Origin of the sequence: Desulfopila sp. IMCC35008 (genome assembly GCF_010646885.2) — a bacterium.
Classification (GTDB): Bacteria; Desulfobacterota; Desulfobulbia; order Desulfobulbales; family Desulfocapsaceae; genus Desulfopila.
Genome location: NZ_CP050700.1, coordinates 1959931 through 1986100 on the forward strand (window position 1 = coordinate 1959931; position 26170 = coordinate 1986100).

Annotated in this window: 20 protein-coding genes; 17 read left to right on the plus strand and 3 right to left on the minus strand. The window is 44.2% G+C overall.

Annotation, left to right across the window (positions count from 1 at the left end; genetic code table 11):
* The first annotated feature begins 132 nt into the window (after positions 1 to 132).
* Genes yihA through GA520_RS08730 form a run of 4 tightly spaced genes read left to right on the plus strand, consistent with a single transcriptional unit; the run spans position 133 to position 5259 of the window.
* Positions 133 to 717, plus strand: a complete 585-nt coding sequence (yihA, locus tag GA520_RS08715) for a ribosome biogenesis GTP-binding protein YihA/YsxC (RefSeq protein ID WP_163339223.1) — start codon at positions 133 to 135, stop codon at positions 715 to 717.
* A 41-nt stretch (positions 718 to 758) separates the two neighbouring features.
* Positions 759 to 2474 carry a hypothetical protein gene (locus GA520_RS08720; RefSeq protein ID WP_163339222.1) on the plus strand — a complete coding sequence of 572 codons (1716 nt, stop codon included), beginning with the start codon at positions 759 to 761 and terminating at the stop codon, positions 2472 to 2474.
* Positions 2455 to 4251, plus strand: a complete 1797-nt coding sequence (locus GA520_RS08725; RefSeq protein WP_163339221.1) for a PAS domain-containing sensor histidine kinase — start codon at positions 2455 to 2457, stop codon at positions 4249 to 4251. The genes GA520_RS08720 and GA520_RS08725 overlap by 20 nt, the downstream gene beginning before the upstream one ends.
* A 12-nt stretch (positions 4252 to 4263) precedes the next feature.
* The gene (locus tag GA520_RS08730; RefSeq protein ID WP_163339220.1) at positions 4264 to 5259 is read left to right on the plus strand and encodes a glycosyltransferase; all 996 of its coding nucleotides are present in this window, start codon (positions 4264 to 4266) and stop codon (positions 5257 to 5259) included.
* Between the two features lie 88 nt (positions 5260 to 5347).
* On the opposite strand, the gene GA520_RS08735 is transcribed toward GA520_RS08730, so the two are convergent.
* From GA520_RS08735 to GA520_RS08745, 3 genes are all read right to left on the minus strand, one after another.
* Positions 5348 to 6562 carry an O-antigen ligase gene (locus tag GA520_RS08735; protein ID WP_163339219.1) on the minus strand — a complete coding sequence of 405 codons (1215 nt, stop codon included), beginning with the start codon at positions 6560 to 6562 and terminating at the stop codon, positions 5348 to 5350.
* Positions 6563 to 6580: 18 nt separating this feature from the next.
* Positions 6581 to 8308 carry a lipid A export permease/ATP-binding protein MsbA gene (gene msbA, locus GA520_RS08740; protein WP_163339218.1) on the minus strand — a complete coding sequence of 576 codons (1728 nt, stop codon included), beginning with the start codon at positions 8306 to 8308 and terminating at the stop codon, positions 6581 to 6583.
* A gap of 184 nt (positions 8309 to 8492) precedes the next feature.
* Positions 8493 to 9413, minus strand: coding sequence for a lysophospholipid acyltransferase family protein (locus GA520_RS08745; RefSeq protein ID WP_163339217.1), 921 nt, complete (start codon positions 9411 to 9413; stop codon positions 8493 to 8495).
* A 173-nt stretch (positions 9414 to 9586) separates the two neighbouring features.
* On the opposite strand from GA520_RS08745, the gene GA520_RS08750 reads away from it, so the two are divergent.
* The 13 genes from GA520_RS08750 (at position 9587) to GA520_RS08810 (ending at position 26167) form a co-directional block, all read left to right on the plus strand.
* Positions 9587 to 10531 (plus strand): UDP-glucuronic acid decarboxylase family protein, encoded by a 945-nt coding sequence (locus GA520_RS08750; protein WP_304511312.1) that lies wholly within the window; start codon positions 9587 to 9589, stop codon positions 10529 to 10531.
* Positions 10532 to 10692: 161 nt separating this feature from the next.
* On the plus strand, positions 10693 to 11445 hold the full coding sequence (locus GA520_RS08755) for an ABC transporter permease (protein WP_240910203.1): 753 nt from the start codon (positions 10693 to 10695) through the stop codon (positions 11443 to 11445).
* Positions 11446 to 11456: 11 nt separating this feature from the next.
* Positions 11457 to 12761: an ABC transporter ATP-binding protein gene (locus GA520_RS08760; protein ID WP_163339215.1), complete on the plus strand. Its 1305-nt coding sequence runs from the start codon at positions 11457 to 11459 to the stop codon at positions 12759 to 12761.
* Between the two features lie 51 nt (positions 12762 to 12812).
* Positions 12813 to 14924 (plus strand): HAD-IA family hydrolase, encoded by a 2112-nt coding sequence (locus tag GA520_RS08765; protein WP_163339214.1) that lies wholly within the window; start codon positions 12813 to 12815, stop codon positions 14922 to 14924.
* 31 nt (positions 14925 to 14955) lie between these two features.
* The gene (galE, locus tag GA520_RS08770) at positions 14956 to 15972 is read left to right on the plus strand and encodes a UDP-glucose 4-epimerase GalE (protein WP_163339213.1); all 1017 of its coding nucleotides are present in this window, start codon (positions 14956 to 14958) and stop codon (positions 15970 to 15972) included.
* 542 nt (positions 15973 to 16514) lie between these two features.
* Positions 16515 to 18380: a hypothetical protein gene (locus GA520_RS08775; RefSeq protein ID WP_163339212.1), complete on the plus strand. Its 1866-nt coding sequence runs from the start codon at positions 16515 to 16517 to the stop codon at positions 18378 to 18380.
* 2 nt (positions 18381 to 18382) lie between these two features.
* Positions 18383 to 19183, plus strand: coding sequence for a glycosyltransferase family 2 protein (locus GA520_RS08780; protein WP_163339211.1), 801 nt, complete (start codon positions 18383 to 18385; stop codon positions 19181 to 19183).
* Positions 19180 to 20325 carry a glycosyltransferase family 1 protein gene (locus GA520_RS08785; protein ID WP_163339210.1) on the plus strand — a complete coding sequence of 382 codons (1146 nt, stop codon included), beginning with the start codon at positions 19180 to 19182 and terminating at the stop codon, positions 20323 to 20325. Before GA520_RS08780 ends, GA520_RS08785 begins: the two co-directional genes overlap by 4 nt.
* Positions 20326 to 20352: 27 nt before the next feature.
* The gene (locus GA520_RS08790) at positions 20353 to 21309 is read left to right on the plus strand and encodes a GDP-mannose 4,6-dehydratase (RefSeq protein ID WP_163339209.1); all 957 of its coding nucleotides are present in this window, start codon (positions 20353 to 20355) and stop codon (positions 21307 to 21309) included.
* A gap of 488 nt (positions 21310 to 21797) precedes the next feature.
* Entirely contained in the window at positions 21798 to 23318 is a 1521-nt protein-coding gene (locus GA520_RS08795) for a glycosyltransferase family 39 protein (RefSeq protein ID WP_163339208.1), read from the plus strand.
* Positions 23319 to 23431: 113 nt separating this feature from the next.
* Positions 23432 to 23944, plus strand: coding sequence for a GbsR/MarR family transcriptional regulator (locus GA520_RS08800; RefSeq protein ID WP_163339207.1), 513 nt, complete (start codon positions 23432 to 23434; stop codon positions 23942 to 23944).
* A gap of 1 nt (position 23945) precedes the next feature.
* The gene (locus GA520_RS08805) at positions 23946 to 24812 is read left to right on the plus strand and encodes an ABC transporter permease (protein WP_163339206.1); all 867 of its coding nucleotides are present in this window, start codon (positions 23946 to 23948) and stop codon (positions 24810 to 24812) included.
* A gap of 71 nt (positions 24813 to 24883) precedes the next feature.
* Complete coding sequence (locus GA520_RS08810) at positions 24884 to 26167, plus strand: ABC transporter ATP-binding protein (protein WP_163339205.1); 1284 nt, start codon at positions 24884 to 24886, stop codon at positions 26165 to 26167.
* Positions 26168 to 26170: the final 3 nt, after the last annotated feature.

The window sequence follows — 26170 nt, forward strand, 5'->3', positions numbered from 1 at the left end:
CGGATTGATCTTGTTTACCAGAGATCACGGTCCTCATAAACTTTCTCAATGGCCTGCCAAGCAATGCTTGACAGGCCATTTATCGTTTTGCAATACTTAAAGAAAAAATCATCTTAACCTTCGGTAACAATCATGCAATTTCATGACGTAAAATTTCTACTCAGTGTCCACAGCCTCAAGCAGCTTCCTGATGAGGATCTTCCGGAGATTGCCTTCGCCGGGCGCTCCAATGTCGGGAAATCAAGCCTGATGAACAAGCTTATAGGTAGAAAGGGAATGGTGAAGGTGAGCGGCAGGCCGGGTAAGACCCAGGGACTGAATTACTTCCTCGTTGATGACAAGGTCCATTTGGTTGATTTGCCCGGTTATGGTTTTGCTAAAGTGTCAAAAGGTATGCAGGATTCATGGCAAGGGCTGATTACTGCATATCTTGAAAACAGGACCACTTTAAAATGTGTTGTTGTTATCCTCGATATTCGTCATGGACCGAAAAACCAGGACACGCAGCTTCTCACCTGGCTCAGACAACAGGGAATTCCATATCTGCCTGTCTATACCAAGGTAGATAAGCTCTCTGGAAATGAGAGGGCAAAGAACGCGAGACTTCTTGATGCAGGTCATACTATTTCAAAAGAGCAACGTATCCTCTTTTCTGCTAAAAGTGGGCTTGGAAGAGATGAATTGGTGCAAGCACTGGACAGATTTATAGAGGGATAGAAATCTCCTTCCTGAAAGAACAATTCATATTCGGAGTCATCATGCAGGAGCTGTCAAAATCCCAGAAATCCAGGGTTGCCATCCGCACCTTCAAGACCATTGCCGATGCCCTCATCCTTCAGGGGATGTATAAGCCATCCGGCACCGCGGGCGAGAACCTGAGTGAGGCCTTAAAAAACCTCAGTCCGGAAATATACGGTTCAATGGCTGATCCACGTATTGTGGAACTTAAGGGCTTGGAATATGTGATAGACCGGATGCCGCGAGGCATAGAAAAATGTCGTAGGCTTATCCTTACAGCCCAGGAGGATTTTCACGGAACTTCGTTTGAGGAGATTGTACCACTGAAAAGGAGGCGTGTTTCCTATGCTGTTTCTGATCAGGAAATGTGTTTTGTTATCACCAGGGGGCTGAGTGAAATATATGACATTCTCACTCACATTACGTTTCTCAACCAGGAGGCCTTTAAAGTTCATAACCAGATTTGCACCAAGGGCGTTCGAACAACACCGGAATACAAAGAGTTAGAGCGTATTGTCCTCTCGGATGTCAGTCTTGTCGGCGGGGAGTTGGACCAGGCATTATGGAATCTTTCCATCATACTCGGCAGGACGTATCGGGAGACCAAGGAAACCTATGAGTATCTCCAGAGAAGCCATGTGACAGAAGCGGCAAACTCTGGATTATTTGAAATTGTCTATAATCTCGGAAAAAGGGTAATTGAAGAGCTGGAGAGCGGGAAGGAAGAATTAACAATCTACTTCACTCCATCACTACGGGAACTTATCGGGCAACACACCTATGCCACGGTGTGGGCACGCAGTCTCAAGGAAAGGATTGTAGAGTTGGGGCTGGACAAACGACCCATACATGTAATCAGCGCCAATATGCATTCTGTTATGAATACCTTATATGGTGCTGGCGCCCTGCAAAAGTCAAAAGTTGACGTGCCACATGATTTTTATGAGATGGTCCGTTTGATCCGTGACAGAGGGAACGGCATTCTGGATTATGCCGGAGAATACGGGGTAGCATATTTCAAGGATATCAGTGGGTGTAGTATAGATGCCCATATTATTGACACAGAAAAGATTGATAACGGAACGGTACATCCTGGTGTGCGGGTAAACACCCATTTACTCAAGGAACAGCAGCCGGTACTGCTGGTAATTGACTATGCTTTTGGTACCCAGGCTTTTGAAGTAATGGACGAGTTGCTCTGCCCTTGCCATCTGCCGGAGAGGCTAATTCAACTGGATATCAAATCTATATCGATTATGGGTAAAGCGGGCATACTTCCCGGTAAGATGGGTGATATTATGCTGGCAACAGCCCATGTGATGGAAGGGACACCACATAATTATATCGTCAACAATGATCTTGAGGTGGACGATTTTGATACGGATCTGGCAGTTTACAGCGGGCCGATGGTGACAGTGCTCGGTACTTCGTTACAAAATCGAGATGTTCTGGAAAAGTTTCATACCTCCAGCTGGAAGGCGATAGGTTTGGAGATGGAGGGTGGCCATTACCAGAGAGCTATAAATGCCGCCATCATCCAGGGGCATATCACTGCCGATCTTAAAACCAGGTATGCATACTATGCTTCAGATAACCCTCTTCATAGCGGCCAGACCCTTGCCTCCGGTCCCATGGGGGAAGAGGGGATTGTACCCACCTATCTGATAACCAAAGTTATCCTTGAGAAAATCTTAAACTACAGCGACGAAGGGACTGATGAGAAAACATCTGGTTAATGTCAGTCCCTGGATACTGGCCGCGGCTTGTACGCTCCTGGCCGTTATTATCGGGTCGTTTGCCATCAACAACTACAATCGTGAAAAACGATTGATGGAAGCGGCGTTGCTGCAGAAAGGCGAATCGGTCCTACGATTCATCGATTCTGGCATGAAGGTGTCGTTTCGTGGTTATATGATGGGTATCGATGCCAGGCAGTACCGTTTTGCTGAACATATCCAGGATGTTATCAGCCAGGCACTGGAAGACGAGGATGTTCATTTTATCGAGTTGATTGATGGTCAAGGTGTCGTGCGGGCAGCAGGCGGTTCCCGAAATTTGGGTGAAAAGATAGGGGCTGATTATCTTTCATTTATCCAGGCTGGCCAACCGGGGAAACCCCATGCCCGCATGTACTACGACAGTAATGGTGAGAGAGTCGGTTATCAGGTGTCTATGACGTATGAGCCACGCCCTTTCAGAAATAATATTCACCATGGTATGCGTGGCAGGGGAATGGGGAACTCCCAGTTCAGGGACCGTATCGATGAGAACAAACTGCAGGAAGAACTAGATCGGTGGCGTGGTAAGCAGTTCTCATTAGTTGTTGAACTTGATTTGGAGAAATATGATAAAGCTGTTCAACGCCAGGTCGTACAAATTGCCATACTCTCTGTGGTGTTGCTTCTGGTTGGAGTCGGTGGCTGGTTGTCGCTGTTGACTTTACAGGGGTTGAGAGGTTCCCAGAGCAGCTTGCAGCAGATGCGGGAATTTAATGATTTGTTGATTGAGACATTACCTGTTGGTTTGATCGCAACCGATGCCAACGGGGATATCAAGATGATGAATGAAGCAGGGGGCGTGATTCTAAATGTCGACCCATCATCGCTCCTGTTAAAACAGCCTGCCGATTCGTTGCCGGAAGGAATCGGCTCCTTGTTTGGCCGTACAAGGTCTGGTGGAGACGTAGAAACATTTGAAAAAACAATCAATATTGGCGACAAGAAAAAACAGACATTGTTGCTGACGCTGCTGGATGTGGCCGGCAGGGAGGAAGGGCCGGTTGGAGAGTTGCTGCTCCTTCAGGATGTAAGTGAAATAAGGGGACTCGAAACGCAACTAAGGAGGAGCGAAAGACTCGCAGCACTTGGTAAGATGGCGGCAGGCGTCGCCCACGAATTGCGAAATCCGTTGAGTTCGATCAAGGGTCTGGCAGTTGTCCTGAAAGGACGGCTCACCGGTGATGATGAAGGGCGAAAAGGTGCAGATGTCCTGGTTCAGGAAACAGAGCGGTTGAACCGGTCCATCGGTGAACTGCTCGCTTACGCACGGCCCGAATCGCTGGAACAACAGAAAGTGCGTCTTTCTGCCATCGTAGCTGAGACTGTTGAATTGGTCCGACTGGATGCAGATCAGCAGGGCGTCGGTCTGGAAATTCTATCTGCCGAAGCCGAGGATGTGGTTTTTGCGGATGCGGATAAATTAAAGCAGGTATTTTTGAATATCCTGTTGAACAGTTTGCAGGCTGTCTCTGCCGAGGGGCAAATATGTGTTAACGTGGGTCGGGATGGTTCTGACGTGGTCTGCAAAATTGAAGATAATGGTACAGGAATAGATGAAGAAAACCTGACAAGGGTTTTCGATCCGTATTTCACTACCAAAAACGATGGGACTGGTCTGGGGCTTGCTATTTCTTCAAAAATTATTGAGGAGCATGGAGGTTCTGTGTCTATGGAGAGCAAGCCTGGGTGTGGTGCAACAGTGACCGTACGTTTGCCCGGCTATAGCCCGGCGTAAAGTTTTTACAATATGAAAATTATTCAGTTTATGGCCTCGGCAGGGTTTGGAGGTGCGGAAAAAGTATTTCTGGAACTATCCAATGGTCTGGCGGAGCGTCATGATGTAACGGCGCTTGTGGTTCGAAATTGCCGCTACAGAAGCATGTTTTCACCCCGTGTTACAATTGTTGAGTTACAGTCAAACCCTACCTCGAATAATCCCTTACTTCATTTTGAACTGTACAAGGTCATCAAGCGTGAACAACCCGATATTATTCATTCTCATGCTGCGAAGGGATCCATGCTTGTTCACCGTGTTAATCGATTTTTAGGCATTCCACATCTCGGTACCAAACATAATGACCGAAAAGGCCGAATATTTAATCGTTTGAAGTGGGTGAGTGCGGTTTCCCATAAAGGGTGCAGGTCTGTTGAGTCAACGGGTCACGGTACAGTAAAGGTTATTTTCAACGGAGTGCAGGCAGAAGAAACAGGGGAACCGCAAAAAAGTGATACTTTCAGCATGCTGGCCGTTGGCCGTCTTGATAAAATTAAAGGGTTTGACATCCTTATTCGGCAGGTTGCCCAGCTTGATTTCCCGTTTTTGTTACAGATTGTGGGGGAGGGGCCGGAGGAGGATTCCTTAAGGAAATTGATAGATGAATTAGGTTTGAAAGGAAAAGTGCTCCTGCCGGGCTTTAGGAAAGACATTCCGCAACTGATGCATAATTCCGACGTGGTGATTCTGTCATCACACAGGGAAGGATGCCCCAAGGTGCTGTTGGAATCATTTTTTTACGCGCCTTTGGTTCTTGCTACAAGGGTGGGTGATGTTCCCGAGTTACTCCCTCAAGAACTACAGACCTCATGTGAGACGATGGCAGCTGATATTTCCCGGATTCAATCGGGGTATGAAGATGCAAGAAAGGTGTTTGAGGCAATCAGGGAGGAAAGGAAAGCAACGTTTTCTTTTGATGCGGTCGTGGCAGAGTATGAGAGATACTACAAAGACATCCTTTCTGCTTAGCAGGATAGTTTGCCGTCAAGTGGGGTCAGGCTTAAGCCTGACCCCGGACCTCGTGGTTTGTCGACAAATTAGCACCATGGGGTCAGGCTTAAGCCTGGCCCCTCTCAACCCCAGCCTGACCCTGAGAATCTAATTCCCATCCTGAAGCCAATAAAACCGAGGAAAGAAAAGCGTAGAAATGTCCCTGTTGTGAATCAAACAAAAACGAATTAGCAATACAACCCGCCGCCATCGCAATAACCACACCTTGAACCAGGTGTCTTTCACGGTGGGGAAGTTTAAAACTAAGGGCAAATTGCCAGCCAAGCAGGGCCAGGAACGTGAAAAGTCCCATGAGGCCAACCTGCACGCCGATAAAAAGATACTCGTTGTGAGGGTTGTCCGTACTCTTGGTTCGTTTCTTTTTTATCTCTTTTTGTACAGTTTCATAGGAGCCTGTTCCGTGGCCGGTGATGGGCGCCTGTTTAATAAGGTCGATGCTATTGGTCCACCAGTCGAATCGCATTCCAAGGGATGTTCTGGATCTCCCGGGATGGTAGTGGGTGATCTCATCATATGCGTCTATTGCACGGGTCTGCACGTTTTCTGAAGTATAAAAGATGCCGGTGATTAATCCGGCCAACAGGAGAAAACCGATCAGAATCACCTTTGGGGTACAGCGCTGAATGATTGTTAAAAGGGAAAGCAGGACGACCAGCACCATGCCGGCACGGCCATGATTTATAAAGATCAAGTTGATGAGTGTTGCCACAAAAAGCATGGCCCAGAGATATCGATACCGACCTGCATCCATGCTCCTTTGTAGCGCCCAGAAGCCAAGCAATGCCATGAAAAAACTATGGGATATATGGTGGATGATGGAGTTTCCGTATTTAAACTCGGGAAGGATGGAAAAATATATCCCGTACGATATCAGCATCAGAATGATGCAGCCAGCCACAAAGGAGTTCTCTGCCAATCTGCGACCTTTTCCATGGTTGGCAAGCAGCATGAAAACCATGGGGATGAAAATCAGCTCCCTGTACTTGGCAAGTATACGAATACCTTCATCGAGCGGTACTACTGTGTATCCGAGACCGATTGTAAAAAGAATGAAAAGAGTGGTGGAATAAAGTATGACCGCATTTTCCCGCATGAGGTTGGGCAGTTGCAGGAATTTTCCTGAAAGAAACCAGAAGAGAAGGGCAAGGACCGAACCTATCCCAAGCAGGGAAGTCGACAGGGGGATAAAGAAGCAGGTGGCGATAATGCAATAGACACCTGCAGAGATAGTAACGTCGCGGTAAGAGTGTTGTGCAGTCATTTCAGTAGTTGATGCAATTTATTTGTACTGCATATTGTAAAGGACCTCGTATTCACCATTGAGACTGAGCAGTTCATCATGAGTGCCTTGCTCAACTATTTTGCCTTCTTTGATTACGATGATCCGATCGCAATTCTTGATGGTAGAGAGTCTGTGGGCGATAACAAAGGTTGTCTTGTTTTTCATCAGGTTTTCGAGAGCCTTTTGGACTTCCCGTTCAGATTCGGTATCAAGTGCAGAGGTCGCCTCGTCCAGGATCAGGATCGGTGCATTTTTCAGGATAGCACGGGCGATAGAGACACGTTGACGCTCACCACCCGAGAGCCGTGCACCGCCTTCGCCAATGATTGTGTCGAAACCGTTAGGCAGGTTATCTATAAAATCGAGGGCGTAGGCCGCTTTGGCAGCCTTTCTTATCTCTTCAATAGAGGCGTTGAGGTCACCGTAGGCAATGTTGTTTTGAACGGTGTCATTAAAAAGGATGGTTTGCTGGGTGACCATGGCGATCTGGCTTCGCAGGGAAGAGAGGGTAACATCGCGAATGTCGGTGCCATCTATGGTGATAGAACCCTTCTTAATATCGAGAAAACGTGGAATCAGGTTGGTGATTGTGGTTTTGCCGCCGCCGCTGTGACCGACGATTGCAAGTGCTTGCCCGGATGGGACTGAAAGGTTGACATCGGATAAGACCTGTGTGTCCTTGTCATAGCTGAAGTTGACATTTTTGAAATCAATCCGGGTTGTGAAAGGTTGCAGGGGGACAGCACCATCTTTATCCCTGATTTCGGGCTCTATATCGAGTATGGAAAAGATACGGGTCGCTGCAGCCATACCCTGCTGAATGAGGGGGTTGATCCGGCTCAGGTTCTTAACAGGTTCGTAAGCAGCAATAAGGGCAACAAGGAAGGCAAAAAATGTACCTGGTGAGGCACCATCATAAATGACCTCTTTTCCACCAACCCAGACGATAACTGAAAAGGCAACACCGCCAATAGTGTGCATCAGAGGGTGTTGCATTGAACGGTATTTTGCATCTTTGAGAACAATGGCAAAGAGAGCGTTTACCTGATCTTGAAAACGGTCAACCTCATATTTTTCCTTGGAAAAAGCTTTTACAATACGATTGCCGGTGATCGTTTCATAAAGCCTGTCACTGACTTTGGCCGTTTCTTCCTGGGTGCGTGTGCTGAACTGTCTGAAAAGTTTGCTGAACTTGACGATCGGCAGGGCAGCGGTCGGCAGGAGGATAAACGTTATGAGTGCCAACTCCCAGTTTTGGTAAAACACAAAAATGAGCAGGAAGAGAACGAGGAAGAAATCCTTGGTAATATTAACCAGCGCATTTGAGACTGAAATCTGCATGAGCGTTACGTCAGAGATCACGCGAGAAATCAATGTCCCGGTTGAATGCTCATGAAAAAATGAAAGTGGCTGCTTGTGGATGTGTTCAAATAAGCGAACACGTAAATTCTGGATGATTGATTGCCCGATTTTTTCAAGAAGAAACGTGTAGCAATAATTAAACATGGATATCATCAGGAAGATGAAGAAAATTGCAAATGGGAGCAATTTCAGCATATTCATATCTTTTTCAATGAACATGTCGTCGATGACCGGTTTTAATATCCAGGCCTGGGCGGTGGTGAAAGCAGAATGCAATATCATGCAGACCATCGCTATCCCGAGAAGTGGGCGATATGGTTTGATGATCTCGTAGAGTCGTCGTAGTATTTCTTTGTTTGGCATTATGTGAAGGTGTGACTGTTCCGTGGTTATATGTAAATAGGGGCGACAACACGAGGGCAGGCTTTGCAAATCCGGGGTCAGGCTTAAGCCTGACCCCACCTGCTGCGGACCCCTCCTGCTCTTCTTGGCGAGTAGTTTTACACTACCCGCAGGTATTACTAAAGGCCATTCTTGACGGTACCCTTCAGGACAAAAAGATATCACCAAGATTACGCTTTATCTGCGTGTACCCCTTTTTCTTCCAGAGGCGGTGAAAGAGGCTGAACCATTGTTCCGGATACTTGCGGATCCAGGGTTCATACCAGATGATGGCGCGCTGACTGATGTCGGCAATGTTATCATCGTTGATTTCGGTATATTCTGGGAGATCAACAGTATCAAAATCTATATGTAACTTATTGTCCTTCATATAGTATACGCTCGTCATAACCGGTGCGCCTGTTCGAAGATGGAGAAGGGCCGTTCCCTTGGCACATGACAATTCTTTGTTGAAGAACTGGATCGGCGTGCCGTTGTCGGTATAATTCTGGTCCAGACTGATGATAAGGAGGCGATTGCGCTCGAGTGCTTCTTGATACGCAGCCATTTTCGACTGACTGTGAATATGCTCAAGACTTGACCCGTATCGCCCTCGCTGACCTACAAAATAATCATCTGATAACTTGTTGGCCTGTTTCTGGTATATGAGTGAGGTGGGAAGTCCGTTGAGGTTGAACCAGGCGAAATACGCCTCGAACCAGCAGCCATGATAGGTGGTGAGGATCACCCCTTTGCCTTTTTCCAGTTCCTGTTGTATTTTATCCAAGCCAGAGATCTGCGCATCTTCGACCAGTTTGATAAGTGCTTTTCTGTGCAGGATGAAGATGAGCCCGAATGTTTTGGCAAATTGACAGTATGTTTTTTTCAGCAAGGGGAATATTTTGTCTTTCCCCATTTCGGGAAAAACGTTGGATAAGTTCTCATAGGCTACGTCAAGACGATATGGGAAAATGACCCATGCCAACCGCCCCAACATCCCAGAAAACCATAGAATTACCGGGACAGGAAGCAGGTTGATAAAGAAAATAATTGTGCGAAGTGCGATGTATTCCAGCTTATGTTTCATGGATATCTGTTTGACAATGTGAGTAAAACATTCACAGGTTGAAAATGTATGTTGCAAATATTATAAAACCTGTGAATATACCCCTGCCTCAGATATGGGCAACAAGAAAGTATAATTTAGATATTTCAATAGCACAGGAATTATAACCTGTGCTTTCTATTTATAGGTGAATTGTGAAAAGTGATAAGAAACGTGTAGCGGTAACCGGTGGGAGTGGTTTTGTCGGTTCTCACCTTTGTGCCCGGCTGCTCAAAGAAGACTGTGAGGTCTTATGTATCGATAACTTCTTTACAGGTACGAAACAGAACATTCTACCCTTGCTGGATAACCCTTATTTTGAATGTATCCGTCATGATGTGACGTTTCCGTTGTATCTGGAAGTTGATGAAATTTATAATTTAGCGTGTCCTGCTTCACCTATACATTATCAACATGATCCTGTGCAGACCACAAAGACGTCTGTTCACGGTGCCATTAATATGCTTGGTCTCGCTAAAAGAGTAGGAGCAAAAATATTCCAGGCCTCCACGAGTGAAGTGTATGGAGATCCCGAAATTCACCCACAGACTGAGGATTATTGGGGACATGTCAATCCTATTGGCCGACGATCATGTTATGACGAAGGAAAACGATGCGCAGAGACACTCTTTTTCGACTACCATCGCCAACATAACCTAAAAATAAAGATAGCCAGAATATTCAACACCTACGGCCCTAACATGCACCCGAATGACGGACGAGTTGTATCAAACTTCATCGTCCAGGCACTTCAGGGTAAAGATATCACTGTATATGGTGATGGCAGCCAGACCAGATCGTTCTGCTATGTAGATGACCTCATTGAAGGATTTATCCGTTTGATGAATTCTGCAGATGACTTTACCGGCCCAGTCAATCTTGGTAATCCTGGAGAGTTTACGATTTTAGAGCTGGCCGAAAAGGTGATCGACTTTACCGGATCTAAGTCAAAAATTGCTTTTAAAGAGCTTCCATCGGATGACCCAAAGCAACGCAGACCAGATATTTCACTGGCTAAGGAGAAGCTTGGGTGGCAGCCCTCCATCAAACTGGAAGAAGGACTAAAGCCAACAGTTGACTACTTCGCCGGACTCATTTAGACGAAGGTTACTCACGGTTGGTTGGGGTCAGACTTAAGTCTGACCCCCGGATTAGCATGTGCTCCTAAGGGCCACAAAAAGGAATGATACATAACGGATTTAAATAGATGGTAGGTGCCGGACTAGCCCGTCTTGCGGGTGACCTTATAAAATATAATCATATGTTGAGATCCCTCGCCTGGCGCGAGGTCTCATCAATGTATGTCGGATCATTTCTCGGCTTTATCTGGACGTTTATCCAGCCGGCGGTCATGATTCTGGTGTTCTGGTTTGTCTTCAGTGTCGGCTTTAAAGCGAAACCACTGAATGATGTACCATTCGTCGTATGGCTGACAGCTGGCATGGCCCCGTGGTTTGTTTTTTCTAATATAGTTACTGCTTGTTCCACTGTTATTATTCAGTATGGGCATATAATAAAAAAGACGGTATTCCCATCCCAGATTCTCGTGGCCGTAAAAATACTATCTAATATGGTTGCTCACGGGGCATTTGTTCTTCTACTCATTGTGTTGATTCTCTGTAACGGCATGGAGTTTAGTCTCTATTACCTGCAGGCTCTATACTACCTTGTTTGCCTTGTTGTTTTGGCAAGTGGCGTCGGTTGGCTGATTTCTTCAATAAATGTATATGCTAGGGATGTAGGGCAGCTTGTACCGGTTATAATCCAGGTTGGTTTTTGGGTAACACCGATATTCTGGGATATTAATATGATGTCCGAGACCATACAATTCTGGCTCAAACTGAATCCTGCATTCTATATTGTTCAGGGCTACCGGGATTCTTTTATCAATTTTATCCCATTCTGGCACCATGGGATGTATACCATATACTTCTGGACGTTTTCAGTGTTAATGCTTCTGACCGGCGGTTGGGTGTTTCGCAGGCTGAAACCCCAGTTTGTTGATGTGTTGTAACTTCCTCTATTATGGATATTTCAAACTCTGCTATATCTTTGCAGGCTGTAACTAAAAAGTTCTGCCTGTATCGAAGAAATATACACCGTGTCTTCGAGACGCTGTTTCCCTTCGGTAAACAATATCATACTCCTTTTTATGCGCTGACAGATGTTGATCTGGCTGTTAACAGAGGAGAAACTGTCGGTCTGATAGGACGGAATGGTAGCGGGAAGTCAACGATGCTTCAGGTCATCTGTGGAATTTTGCAACCTACAGAAGGAAGTGTGACGGTAGGTGGTCGAATTTCTGCACTACTCGAATTGGGTGCTGGTTTCAATCCTGATTTTAATGGTCGCGAAAATATCTATCTTTCAACGTCTATAATGGGGATGTCCCGAGAGGAAACCGACGCAAAATTTTCTTCAATCGTTGAATTTGCAGACATCGGTGAGTTTATCGACCAGCCTGTTAAAACCTATTCCAGTGGGATGTTTGTTCGGCTGGCATTTGCTACCGCAATCAGTGTTGAACCGGATATTCTCATTGTTGATGAGGCGCTCGCTGTAGGTGATATCTTCTTTCAGCAAAAATGTATGGAATACATGAAGAAGATGATGGCTGAAAAAACCATCGTCCTTGTTTCTCATGATATGCAGGCAGTATCCAGTCTATGTGATCGTGTAATAGTAATGGAAGGAGGAAAAAAACTCTTTGATGGACCAACAGACGAAGGAATAGCTTTATATACCCGTCTTGTTCACAATGAACTTTTTGACAGGGAGGAGCAGAAGGCCGGATCTTGCGTGGTTCTTCCTGCTGGATTTAAGGAGAAACTGCTGGCCATAGAACCGGATTTTTCGAGTTGGTTACCTGTTGAAGACTCAGCTCGTGGCGGGGGTGGCGCCGTTTCCATTTACAATGTCTCCATCACAAAAGACGGTCAACTGTTTAAAACAGTAGAACGTGGTGAGAAAGTAACCATAAGAATGCTGGTATATGGTGTTCGAGAGATTGGACAGGTCATTTTTGGGTATACGGTAAAAGATCGCGTTGGAGTTGCTGTTTTTGGTGAGAACAGTGTAGCCTCAGTCGACACCCCACCTCAATTGCCTGAAGGCTTTTCTATTGTAAAGTTTGATTTCGAGTGGCCGGAGGTAGTCTCCCAGGAATATACCCTGACCCTTGGGATAGGTGAGGGGGAACATCCCTTCGACCACGTCATACAGTGTTGGGCTCATAACATCTATTCGTTTACCGCATTAACACCTGGTGCTTACATACACGGCATTTTCAATAACCCTCTCGATTCTTTGACAATCAATAAAATCTCTTGAGTTGAGCTTCTTGCCGAAGGACGGTCGCTGCACCTGTGAGGCAGTTCCATTATGGATATTTGGACAGTAGGAAAAGACAAACCCACGCAGCTTGTAGACTTTATTGTCGGGTTGGACAAATCCATCGGCGGGAATCTGCTCATATGTTTTGACTATTTCGACACGTTGATTACGAGGACCGTCTATCCGGAGCATACCAAGACGATAGCCTGTTCCATGCTCAGTAAAGCACTGGAACTTCCTCTGCCTGGAAAAGAGATTTACCATATTCGGCAGGATTTGGAATTAGCGATGACGACGGCCAACGCAGAAGTCACTGGAGAGCTTGATTTCCGACTTGATTCGCTGGCTCTTAACCTCTATGAGTCCTTAACCGCTGTATATCCGAAGCTACAAAATCAAATCAATGAAGAGCGGTTTGTCGCTCTACTGCTCAATATTGAATTGGCGGTTGAAAAAAGGGTTCAACGTGTTTGTCCGGTGATGGTTGATGTCCTAGAGGGTTTACAGCAAAGAGGATTGGAAGTTCTGCTTGTATCTGATTTTTATCTTCCAGCTTCTCATTTTTCTCAAATGGTAAACCACCAGGGACTAACCCCTTATTTCAAGGAAATACATGTTTCTGCCGATGCCGGGAAAAGTAAGGGAAGTGGTTCAATCTTTGGAGATATTTGTGCCAGGCATAATCGCTTTCCCCAGGAAGTTTTGATGATCGGAGATAATCCCCATGCCGATATCAATATGGCAAAAAAGAGTGGTTGTGCTGCATTGAAAGTTGAGAGACCAGCCCAGCAAAAAAAGTATGAAGAGCACAAAAAAGAAAGAGAGAATATTGAAGGGAGCTATTTTGAAAAGTGGTACAAATCGTTGCCAACCCCTTCAGTTCCTTTCAAAGAGTTGGGAATAAGTCTCTGGTTATTCTGCCATCGCTTGTTTGAATCGTTACAAAAAAATCAAATTGAGGATGTGTTTTTTCTCTCAAAAGAGGGTGAGTTCTTAAAAAAGCAGTTTGATTCATACCAGGATTGTCTTTTTGGGCAAAAGATTATTCGTTCCCATTACCTGATTGCATCGAGAAAAGCCACTTTCATAGCCTCACTTCGAGCGTTGGAAGAAGAAGATTTCAGCCGTCTGCTTGATCACTATCGCGACCTCTCGATAAGAGAATTTCTGCAATCCCTTAATTTCATCGAAGATGATGTCTCAGTAATCGTAAAATCTCTGGAATGTGATTGTGAAACCAGGATAAATAATCTTGCTGCCCATCCCAATTTTCAACGACTGATTGAAAATGAAAAGTTTATCATCACATACGAGAGATATCGCGTTGGACAACGTGAGAACTTTAAGTCATACCTGCAGTCATTTACTATCCCTTTTGAGGAGAAGGGGCTTTCTCTTGTTGATGTTGGCTGGAAAGGCTCCATTCAGGATAATATTTATCATATATTTGAGGGGAAAGTTGCTGTTAACGGCTACTTTTTAGGATCATATAATGCCACCGAGACGTCTGCAACAAACAGGAAACAGGGGTTATTATTTGATAACAACAATTCCCTGACTGATCATTTCAATGTGTATAACAATAACCGATCACTCTATGAGATGGCCCTGGGGGCATCACATGGAAGTGCCGAGCGTTATCTGTGTTTAGCAAACGATACGAGTAAACTGGGTCAATCTTCACAAATAATTGATTATCGGAAAATAGATGGGGATGAAATCCAGGTTGTGGTGAGTGATCATCCTGAGGAGAGAACGTTATACGTCACGAAGATTAAACCTCTTCAGGATGCCCTTTTCGAGATTTTCTTAAATTTGACCGAACATTATTTGAGAACAGGAGGTCTCACCCCGAATGCAAGGTGGTTTGCTAAACACCATGCCAGAATGGTATATCTTCCAACATCTCAAGAGATAGAGTTTTTTGAAGAGCTGTACCATTTGGAAAATTTTGGAGTATTTGGGTTCACTGATTTCAAAACAACACATAATTTCACATTGCTCCAACGAATAATAAATCTGAAAAACATAATTCTTGATCCACCTATCCTTGAATCCGGTATATGGCCCCCTGTCGTATTGAGACGTTTTGGTGTCGGGTTCTGGCAGAAAATTGATGGCAGGAAAAGGTTTTTTAGAGAGTTTGGAGTTTTTAACTAACGCTTTGTTTCATTTTCAAAGGAATATTTGAATGAATTTACTGGTTACAGGAGGTGCTGGATATATAGGAAGCCACACCTGCCTGGAATTACTCAAACAGAACCACAATATTACTGTTGTGGATAATCTCTCGAATTCAAGTGAAGAGTCTCTAAGACGGGTTCAGCAGATAACTGGCAAAAAGCTATCTTTTTATAAAGTAGACCTGCTTGACAGAGATGCGCTCAATAACGTTTTACAATCACAGTCAAAAAAAATTGATGCAGTTATTCATTTCGCCGGATTTAAAGCCGTTGGAGAATCTGTCCAGAGACCACTCTGGTATTATCAGAATAATGTTCAGAGTACGCTGAATCTTTGTGAAGTAATGGACGCGAATGGTGTGCGGAATATCATATTCAGTTCATCATGCACAGTATATGGAAATCCGGATGTGGTTCCCGTTCATGAGGATTTACCATTATCCGGGACCAACCCATATGGGCGCTCGAAGGTGATGGTTGAACAGGTGCTCAATGATATATATCAAGCTGATAATAGATGGAATATCGGTTTGCTACGATATTTCAACCCAATTGGTGCCCACGAGAGCGGTCAAATTGGTGAGGATCCTTTGGGGATTCCCAATAATCTTTTACCATACATTTCGCAGGTGGCGATTGGAAAACTCAAGCAATTGACAGTGTTTGGAGGAGATTATTCGACTGCAGATGGCTCCTGTGTCAGAGATTATATTCATGTTGTCGACCTTGCTGTCGGGCATGTGAAAGCGTTGGAGAAACTAGAAGAGAATCCTGGAGTAGTAGCATATAACCTTGGGACCGGGCAGGGATATAGTGTGCTTGAGGTGATTGCTGCTTTTGAAAAAGTGACAGGAGAAAAAGTGCCACATATAATCTCCGGACGTCGATCTGGAGACGCCGCTGAATGTTACGGTAATCCTGAAAAAGCAAAAATGGAATTGTCTTGGCAAGCCGAGAGAAGTATTGAAGACATGTGTAGAGATACCTGGCGCTGGCAGAAAGCAAATCCTAACGGGTATTGCTGATGTTATTTAGTTTCCATCCGAAAACTAACTATTTTGCCAAAGGGCAGTTTTAGGATGGTAACAATTTAAATATGCTATTCCTCCAGTTTTCCGTTCTTTGCACGGGTAAAAAGGGGTAAATACTATTCCCCCCCCCAGTAGCTTTAAATTGGGAATTTCGTTCTACTGCTGTTGACAATATTTGGTATGGGATTGTGGCAAAATGTTGACGGGAGAAAGATATTCATATTTGAAATTAGGATGTTCAGATGAATCACTCTTAATAAGAAACAGGCATCATAAAAGAACATGATATAGTGAATTCGTTATTCAGACACCGATATTTCCTTTTATATATATTGCCGATTTTCGCCCTCTTGGGTTGGTTTTATTTTACAACACCCTGGTATCCTGCGTCACATCTTGTTATTTCAGGGAATGTGACAGGAAAAGAGGCAGGCAGGATAACTGTCAGATGGGATTCGGGCAGTGACCTGAATGGCTATGAAATGAAGCGCTACAACCTACAGCCAGCTCCCGTTTTACAGGGGGAGGAGTGTAAGGTGACGCTAACGAAAAGCGGCCGCGGTCCTATGGGCTCAAGTAAATCCCAAGTCATATTAAGCGGTCTTGCAGCTGATGGTCGTGATGTCCTTCATGGTAATGGCCGATTGTCCAAAGGTGCACAATTTAAGGACAATATACTACATCTCCAAGTAGAAAACAGTTCCGCATCTTTCCTGGTCACCCCGAAGCATCATCTTCAATTCGACTTTTTCACGTACAATTTTGCGGGTGATTCTACGGTCGATATTTGTGGCGATATCGAGGATGTCTACCTCTATACATCAAACGACATCAATCAGTGGTCGCAAGAAAACAGAAAGGTGTTGGATAAATGGTATATCACCGAGGACGGAACGTATACCATCAAGTTGGACCTCCCGCGATACCGTATTGAAAATATATTGGTACAGGTTCCGGCCGGTTTTTCTGTCAGCTCATTTGACATTATAAATGAGTTTGATTCGGTTCTTTCATTTGATGATCCAATATCAGCAGATATCGGTCTCGTATATCAACTGAGTGAGATGGATAAAAAGCGGCAGCGTCTGTTTCATCCGCATCGCTTGTTTTGGCAATTTCTGTTTGCGAGCCTCACTGTATTTGCCATTCATTATATTTCCGGCTTTGTTCGCAATTATGATACTGCTCGATCAGTTTTAACCAGAGAAAGCCGGTGGCTGTTCTGGGGTATGTGTATAACCGGGTTCATCGTATTCGGTTTCTGGCACATTGCCTTCTGGCCTGGAATTGCCTCGACCGATTCCCTGAAGATCTGGCGGGCCGCTCAGATACCAGGTATGTATCTTGGCGATCATCCGCCTCTTAATGTGATCTTCTACATGTATCTTAGTATGTTCTGGAACAATATGGCGATAGTCCCGTTGTTTCAGAATATCTCCTGTAGTGTACTTATCTCATCTATTTATTTTTCTATGTACCGTTGGGGCTTATCAAAGCCACTGGTGATAGTTTTTTTCTTACTGACTGTATTATCAGTACCAGTAGGAACATATAATGCGGTGTTATGGAAAGATGTGCCGTTTGCATTTGCTGTTGTACTGTTAGCGTTTCATATGGCGCGAATGTATTTTGGTAAACGTCATGAGAACAGGCAGATCCAGCGGAAAGACTGGCAGCTGGTCATAATCCTTCTTATTCTGATTGCCGGAATGAGATATAACGGGGCTGTGTACTTTCTGGTTATACCTGCCCTGATGATTGGGCTCGGAATGGTGCATATACGATGGAAATATGTATTGTTGATAATTCCTGTACTGGTTCTTCTCGGTATTTCAGTGGCTATGGCGCCCAAGCTGTCATCATCCGCTTCTTTTGTTGGTATGCAGGTTTCCAGGTATGTTACGAGTGCTTTTGATGACATTTCACCCGAATTTGTGGGGGAAAAGTTTGACCAATACATGGGGGTCTTTGACGTGAACCAAGACGATATGCAGTGGGACCATCTGCATAACTGTTTTTGGTGGAGGTACAACAATAGTTTTCTGAAAAGGGTGAAATGGAACGATGTCTACCCGTACATATCCCTGAAAAAAGAAGGTATCCAGAAAAAAATAGCCAATCTGGCTGTAAAAATATATAAAATCAGTTATACAACTCCCTTTGTTTATTTCTCATGGAACCCTGTATACATGCTGTACCTGCTCATTATTGTCCCTTTCCTGATCAGGTGGCTTCCTATGTCGGCGGTATTTAGTTTCATTTTACTGAGCCAGGTCGCAGCCCTGGTATTTCTTGGAATATTGAACTGGCGGTACTATTATTTCGCATTTATGGGGCTCAATTTTCTTGTTCCCCTTATGATTACGGATCGTGTCAGGATGAAAACGAATGGGGCTTTATAGTTATGCGATTTAGTATCATTACGCCCAATTATAATGGTGAAATGTTTCTTGAGGAAACCATTGTCAGTGTTCTTCAACAGCGTGAACATGGTATAGACCTGGAGTATATTGTTGTTGACGGCGAGAGCAATGATCGTTCACACTCCATCCTGGATAAATACGGTAGCGGTATTGACCAGCTTATTGTTGAACGCGATAACGGACCTGCGGATGCAATCAACAAAGGTTTGCAGACCGCAACAGGGGATATCGTAGCCTGGTTGAACGCAGATGATGTGTATTATCCCAAAGCACTCAATAGGGTTAAGGAAATATTTCATGCCGATTCTTCTGTTGCCTTTGCATTTGGGAAATGTCCAATAATTGATGAAAAAGGGAGTGAGATTCGAGATGGGATAACCCGTTTCAAGGAGTTCTTTTTCCCACTCAATTCAAGATTTACCTATCAGTGTATCAACTATATCTCCCAACCAGCCATGTTCTTTTCACGAAAGGCCCTCTTACAGGCTGGCCCATTGCGAACCGATATGGTTGCTGCCTGGGATTATGAGTTTATCCTAAGGCTCTGGAGGCAAGGGGCCGGGGTCTCTATCCTGGATCATCCGATTTCAGCATTCAGGTGGCACGAGCAGTCGATCAGTGGGCAGAATTTTGGCATACAGTTTAAGGAAGAGTTCGATGCGGCTGCAGCTGATGCTGGAAAATTTTCGCCACAGACATTAATACACGCTTTTGTCCGCTGGGGTATTGTTGGTGCGTATAATGGAATGCGGGTGATGCGCAATCGAAAGGTGGCGAAGTGAGGCTGGGGGTTAATACACTCTTCATGGTTCCCGGCGATGTTGGTGGAACCGAGACATATTTACGTGAAACGCTTCTTGCGTCTTTAAAAGCGTATCCCGATGTGGAATTCATATTCTTTACGAATAATGAGAATGATGAATTGCTGCAATCGTTATGTTCGGGGTATGAAAACGTTGACTTTCATTGCCTCAATTTCAATGCAGCCAATAGGCCGACAAGAATCATTCTAGAACAAATCAAGCTGCCTTTCGTTGCCCGGAAATATAACCTCGATTTATTATGGTCACCAGGGTATACAGCACCTTTCTTTGCTTTTTCTCCTCAAGCCGTGACTGTGTGTGATTTGCAATACAAGTCATATCCCGAGGATATGACTTGGCTTGAACGAGCCACACTGGATTTTTTGGTTCGCGGTGCCTGCAGACGATGCGATATTGTGCTGGCTATTTCCGAGTTTTCACGACAGGAAATTATCAATTACGGTTTTGCCGACCCTGGTAAAGTTCACACAGTACTGCTTGGTGTTGATAAAACCTTTGGAGAACACTATCAGGAAAACGAAAAGGAACAGACTCTCAAAAAACTCCTGCCAGATTCACAACCGTTTATTCTTTGTGTCGCACATACATACCCGCATAAAAAGGTTCATGTCCTGATCGAGGCATTCCAACGTGTTATGGATGCAATTCCCCATAACCTTGTTGTGGTCGGCCGGGCTCGTCGTGGTGAGGAGTTGGTCCTGAAATCTGCCCAGAAGTTGGCAGACAGTGACCGCCTTATCAGGTTCCAGGATGGTCTGCCCTATAAGGATTTGCAAATCCTTTATCAGGCTGCAGATATATTTGTGTTGCCGTCGGCGTACGAAGGTTTCGGTTTACCTGTTATAGAGGCAATGATGGCTGGAACTCCTGTAATCACCACCAGGGAGGCGTCCCTTAAAGAAGTTGCAGGGGGGAATGGCCTGCTTGTTGATGGTATATCTGCAGATGATATAGCGAAACAGATTCTCAAATTCAAGAATTACTCGTACCAGGAAAAAACTGAAATGATTGAAAATGCCAAAAGGTGGGCTGAAACCTTCACCTGGCAAAGGTCGGCTCATGATATGTTCGATGCATTTTCTCAACATCTCGGTAAGTAACATGTTTAATAGTAAGGACGGTACAAAATGAAAGCATTGGTGTGTGGCGTATCAGGCCAGGACGGAGCATATCTTGCCGAGTTATTACTTGCCAAGGGGTATGAAGTGTACGGAGCATCCCGGGATGCACAAATGTCTTCATTTGCAAATCTTAAATATCTCGGAATCCATGACCGGGTAAAGAAGGTGTCGTTGGCCATAAATGATTTCCGCTCAGTACTTCAGGTGATTCAGCAGGTCGAACCGGATGAAATCTATAACCTTGCCGGTCAAAGTTCCGTTGGGCTATCGTTTGAACAACCTGTGGAGACCCTTGAAAGTATAAGTATCGGAGTGTTAAACCTTCTTGAGGCAATTCGATTTACCAAAAGAAATATTAAGTTGTACAATGCTGGCTCAAGTGAAGTTTTCGGTGATACCCATGGCATACCTGCTGATGAGTCAACTCCATTCCACCCTCAAAGTCCATATGCGGTGGCCAAGGCATCAGCTCATTGGATAGTTGCCAACTATCGTGAAGCGTATGGCTTATTCGCCTGTACAGGTATTCTTTTCAATCACGAGTCGCCTTTACGTCCTGAACGTTTTGTAACCAGGAAAATCATTTCAACTGCCTGCCGAATTGCCGCTGGGAGTGGTGAGACATTACACTTGGGTAATATCGGCATAGCCAGGGACTGGGGGTGGGCACCTGAATATGTCGAAGCAATGTGGAAGATGCTACAGCAGGAGCAACCAGACGATTTTGTTGTCGCTACCGGCACCACAAGTAAACTTGAAGAGTTTATAGCATTAGCATTTTCGTCTCTTAATCTGGATTGGCATGATCATGTTCAGGTTGATTCGTCGCTCCTTCGGCCTTCAGATATATTGGAAGGTTCAGGAAATCCAGCCAAAGCTGGTATGGTTTTGGAATGGAAAGCCCAGTTTACTCTTCAGGATGTCGTGAAAATGATGATTGATTCTGAACAAACCACGAAATAGTAATTCCATATCTTTACAGAAACATAGTTGAAACTATGCAGAATCTTTTATCATTTATAGAACAGTGGATTGGAGGATTGTCCGGAGTTCTTATTTCGTTATCCGGTATTCTCCTATGTGTGCTGGCCGTAGGTGCATTTTGGGATAAAAGAGGACAGCTTCGTGAGTTGTTTATCTTTTTCTGTTGCGGGTTGATCCTGACTTTTAATAAGACCAGCATTGAATGTGTAACCACAATTTTTGATATACGAGAAGCGACGGCCTACTGGCTATTGCTTCCCTCTATTGGTGCAATAGGGGGAAGCATATTTTTACGGTGGTTGGTGAGGCGGTCACGGCAAGATTCGACCGGTAAGACGCATAAAAGCTCCATCTTTACAGATGAAACGTACGGTCGATCTGTAAGAGGAACAACGATAGGCGCGCCACTCGTAATATTTATATGCGTAATGGGTGTGTTTATAACAGGTTTGGCAACACCCCAGGTCATGATAGGCGATGAGGTAACGCACTACTATATGCTTGTCAAACAAGCCGAAGATCTGAGCAAGCCAAACTTTTTTGCCGAAATCCCCATTGCAACGGGTGAAGTAGAGGTCCGACGGTATCCACACTCCTTCCTCTGGCACTATATAGGTGCAGTGATTTTCTACCTGACTGGCGGATCATTTGTTGCGATACAGTTATATCAAACGTTTTTCCTTGTCCAATTTCTGACAGTAGCATATTTGCTGGCAAGAGATAGATATGGGGTTGAGAGCCGCTCTGCCCTTGCCTATGTCTTAGTGCTGGCCTCATTGCCCCTGACACTGATCTTTTCCGTCACGTTTTATCAGGATGTCCCAATGACGGCGCAGATTCTTACGGCCTTTTATCTGTTGCGCAAAGGTAGGTGGTTTTGGGCATCATTGTTTCTATCACTGGCGATAGGCTTCAAAGTAACGGCAGCACTCTTCTATCCACCATTTTTCTTGCTCCTTTTCTTCTGGCAGTTAAAAGAGAGAGGCAGGGTGAGATCAATTGCCGTAACAATATGTGCCCTCTTCATAGTACTTGGTGTGACCTGGAAGATAGGCAGGGCTATTGTTACTTATGGCGAATCAGTTTTCTATCCTCAGTATCAACTTGAGAGAGTTATCAAAAAGACAAAGGAATTCTTTGAGTCAAAGGCCCCTGTGGTAAGTAAGAAAAGTGGAATCAGCGAAGTAAATACAGATCTCTCTGCAAGGCCGCAACAGAAGACGCAGATCAAGGAGAGTAAACCACCGATCATTGCGAATCACCCAGGTGACTTACGCATTAAAATTAACTATCTGGTTTATGGTGGATTAGTTTTGTGGATTACTGTTGCAGCCGGAGTTCTCAGTAAACTTATCAGCTTTATAGGGCTGCAAAGTAACTATTATAAAAAGTCTTCTTTTTGGCTCTACCTGGTAGGTGGGACATATACCATAATGGCAGCCTGGTATATCAGGACAGCTCCAGATGCTCGGTTTTTCCTGCCAGGGGTACCGTTTCTGATTTTACCGCTACTGGAAAAGGCCGTTCGCTTGCCCAAAACCAAAATTTTCATTTCTGGTCTAGCTGTTCTTGCATGCTTGCAAGGTGGATATGTCTTACAAAAAGCGTATAAGCTACGCGCCTTAACATCGGGAATGAAAGAAGGCATAGCGTTTCTAGAAAAGCACCCCCCCTCAGGACATATCTTCATGTATCCAGAAGGAAATTATCGTTTTTTCCCCGCCCAGCATGAATGGTACCTGGGTTATAGGCTAAGAGATTTTTGGCGTGCTGATAATACTGCCAGAATTAACTTACTGAATAAATATGACATCAGTACGGTTGTGGTGAAAAAACACCTCATAGCTGTGGTAGATGAAAAAATTACCAATCTAGGGGTTTATCCTTCTCGATTCGTAAACGATATCAAGTCTGATCATAGATTTTCAAATGTATTTGAAAATCAGGAGTTGATGATTTTTGAATTGACTGGCATTGGTCTGAAATAGCAAACGTATGATACACATATATACGTTCAAAATATTATTGCTGATGCAGTTATTTGCATTGAAAAATGTTCTCATTCTTAGTAACTTTTAGAAAATTGTAAAAGATGAGAATTATGAGTGAGAGCAAAAAAATTCAGGAAGCAAGAGCCCGACTCATCGAAACCGGAGGAAGGGTCTCTCAGGATTTTGGCACAGGCCGCATTGTTGGACAAGTGCTTGTGTTTCTCTATCTTTGCGAAGAGGAATCATCACTGGACACTATTGGCCAGGAACTTGGCTTGAGCAAGGCTTCTGTCAGTATAGCAGTTCGGCAACTCGAAAAATTCGGATTGGCCAAGAAAGTCTGGAAAGTCGGAGACAAACGCAATTATTACAAAAGTGCTGATAATATCGCAAGTGCACTTCAGCAGGGAGTGCTTTCTCAGGTGAGGCAAAAAGTTCAGGTGTTTGGGGATGAGTTGGAAGGCAGTTTGAGTCTAGTAAGCGAGATTCCTAATGAATCTACCTCTTCAAAAGAGTTGGAGTTTTTGAAGAATAGAATTCAAAGAGCAAGAAAGTTGCAGAAAGGACTCGAAGTGATTTTGGGCAATCCACTAGTCAGATTATTGACAAGTATAAAAAACTAAAATGAATCAGAAAAGACACACTGCTGAATCTCAAGAATGGGATCTGCTAATAAAACCGAAATCAGGTTGGTTTGATATTAACCTGAATGAACTATGGCGGTACCGTGACCTTGTGGGTCTGTTTGTAAAGCGGGATTTCGTGACACTCTACAAACAAACGATATTGGGGCCACTGTGGTATATTATACAGCCACTGTTTACCACAATTGTTTTCACAATTATTTTTGGCAGAGTAGCGAAAATTTCTACAGATAGCCTTCCACCATTTCTATTCTATATGGCTGGTAACGTCGTTTGGGGTTACTTTTCAACGACACTGAATACAACTGCTGGAACATTTAATACAAATGCCGCAATATTTGGGAAGGTCTACTTCCCGAGGCTGACAGTACCATTGGCAACTGTGGTTGTTAACTTTCTACAATTTTTCATACAGTTGATGCTGTTTCTTGCCTTCTATTTCTATTTTATGTTGAAGGGCGTACCTGTGGTGCCAACCTACGGTATCTTGTCATTGCCAATTCTTTTGTTACAGATGGCTATTTTAAGCTTTGGATTGGGTATCCTCCTTTCTTCTCTTACGACAAAATACAAGGATCTGAAATTTGCAATGGTATTCCTGACTCAGTTATGGATGTATGGAACACCCATAGTTTATCCTTTGAGTGAAATACCTGAGTGGTTACTTCCCTACTATGTATTGAACCCCATGGTTGCGATAGTTGAAAGTTTCAGAATGGCATTTTTTGGTGTGAGTTCTATTCAGCCGCTTCATATTGCCATCAGTTGGACTGTAACCTTGCTTTTGTTAGTAATGGGCGTACTTCTGTTCAGCCGAATCGAAAAAACATTTATGGACACTGTCTAGACAATAAGACGGCACTAGAAAATAAATATTATTCCAATTGACGTCAGCACTTTGGTGCTGAGAGAAATCGAATGACTGTAATTCAAATTGAGAACCTCTGGAAAGAATACCGACTGGGGGTTATTGGACATGGAACTCTCACGCATGATCTGCAATCGTGGTGGGCAAAGGTACGCAAGAAAGAAGATCCGAATGCCAAAATTGAGCAGAGAACTCCTGGACAAGACAAGCAGATAGAAGGAGATCGATTCTGGGCTCTCAGGGGAATTAATCTTAAGGTATCGCAAGGAGATATCGTAGGAATAATTGGCAAAAATGGCGCGGGAAAGTCAACTTTGCTGAAGGTTTTATCGAGAGTTACCGCACCCACACGTGGTGATATCAAAGTAAAAGGCAGGATTGCCAGTCTCCTGGAGGTAGGAACCGGATTTCATCCTGAGCTGACAGGACGAGAGAATATATTTCTCAATGGTGCGATCCTTGGGATGTCAAGGTATGAAATACGTGCAAAACTTGATGAAATCGTATCCTTTTCAGGTATTGAGGATTTTATTGACACACCAGTAAAGCGATATTCTTCAGGAATGTATGTACGATTGGCCTTTGCAGTTGCAGCACATCTCGAACCAGAAATTCTGATTATTGATGAAGTGCTGGCAGTGGGTGACGCAGAGTTTCAGAAAAAATGTCTTGGCAAAATGAGTGAAGTGAGCAAAGAAGGGCGAACCGTATTGTTCGTCAGTCATAACCTTGCAGCTGTTAAGAATCTATGTTCACGAGCTATTTTGATCAATAACGGTGAAATTGAAACTGAGGGAGAGACCATATCTGTTGTTGAGGAATATACAAAAACTGAGATTCAAACCATTGAGGGTGCAGTAAAAGTTTTCGACGCTGATGATGCAAAGGCCTTTCAACTCACAGAGGTCCGGTTAGTAGATGATATCGGTGAAACAATTACTGCAGTAGATTGTGATCAGGATTTCAATGTTGAGTGCAGTTATATAGTAAGGGAGACCGTTCCAGGGCTTTATGGTTATGCAACGATCTCCACAATGGATGGCACCCTGGTGTTGGAAAGTGATAGTTTCGATAGCCAGCCAAATGTTCTTGACAATCTTACTCCTGGAGAGGCTCGTTTAATTATTAGAGTACCAGCTAGATCATTAAGTCCTGGCAGATATCAGGTCTATCTGAATTTCACAAGTATCAACAGCTTCTCTGGATTTAACGTGGACTCACCTGGAGTTGTTGGGCAATTTACTTTGTACGATAACACCTCAAGCCGTGGAAACAATAGAAAAGGTTATTTTTCGACAGGACTTAACTGGACTACGGCATCCATATCAAAATAAAAA

Bases quoted from the DNA above. Each gene is read 5' to 3' on its own strand.
- yihA (WP_163339223.1), top strand. From the start codon at position 133: ATGCAATTTCATGACGTAAAATTTCTACTCAGTGTCCACAGCCTCAAG.
- GA520_RS08720 (WP_163339222.1), top strand. From the start codon at position 759: ATGCAGGAGCTGTCAAAATCCCAGAAATCCAGGGTTGCCATCCGCACC.
- GA520_RS08725 (WP_163339221.1), top strand. From the start codon at position 2,455: ATGAGAAAACATCTGGTTAATGTCAGTCCCTGGATACTGGCCGCGGCT.
- GA520_RS08730 (WP_163339220.1), top strand. From the start codon at position 4,264: ATGAAAATTATTCAGTTTATGGCCTCGGCAGGGTTTGGAGGTGCGGAA.
- GA520_RS08735 (WP_163339219.1), bottom strand. From the start codon at position 6,562: ATGACTGCACAACACTCTTACCGCGACGTTACTATCTCTGCAGGTGTC.
- msbA (WP_163339218.1), bottom strand. From the start codon at position 8,308: ATGCCAAACAAAGAAATACTACGACGACTCTACGAGATCATCAAACCA.
- GA520_RS08745 (WP_163339217.1), bottom strand. From the start codon at position 9,413: ATGAAACATAAGCTGGAATACATCGCACTTCGCACAATTATTTTCTTT.
- GA520_RS08755 (WP_240910203.1), top strand. From the start codon at position 10,693: ATGTTGAGATCCCTCGCCTGGCGCGAGGTCTCATCAATGTATGTCGGA.
- GA520_RS08760 (WP_163339215.1), top strand. From the start codon at position 11,457: ATGGATATTTCAAACTCTGCTATATCTTTGCAGGCTGTAACTAAAAAG.
- GA520_RS08765 (WP_163339214.1), top strand. From the start codon at position 12,813: ATGGATATTTGGACAGTAGGAAAAGACAAACCCACGCAGCTTGTAGAC.
- galE (WP_163339213.1), top strand. From the start codon at position 14,956: ATGAATTTACTGGTTACAGGAGGTGCTGGATATATAGGAAGCCACACC.
- GA520_RS08780 (WP_163339211.1), top strand. From the start codon at position 18,383: ATGCGATTTAGTATCATTACGCCCAATTATAATGGTGAAATGTTTCTT.
- GA520_RS08790 (WP_163339209.1), top strand. From the start codon at position 20,353: ATGAAAGCATTGGTGTGTGGCGTATCAGGCCAGGACGGAGCATATCTT.
- GA520_RS08795 (WP_163339208.1), top strand. From the start codon at position 21,798: ATGATAGGCGATGAGGTAACGCACTACTATATGCTTGTCAAACAAGCC.
- GA520_RS08800 (WP_163339207.1), top strand. From the start codon at position 23,432: ATGAGTGAGAGCAAAAAAATTCAGGAAGCAAGAGCCCGACTCATCGAA.
- GA520_RS08805 (WP_163339206.1), top strand. From the start codon at position 23,946: ATGAATCAGAAAAGACACACTGCTGAATCTCAAGAATGGGATCTGCTA.
- GA520_RS08810 (WP_163339205.1), top strand. From the start codon at position 24,884: ATGACTGTAATTCAAATTGAGAACCTCTGGAAAGAATACCGACTGGGG.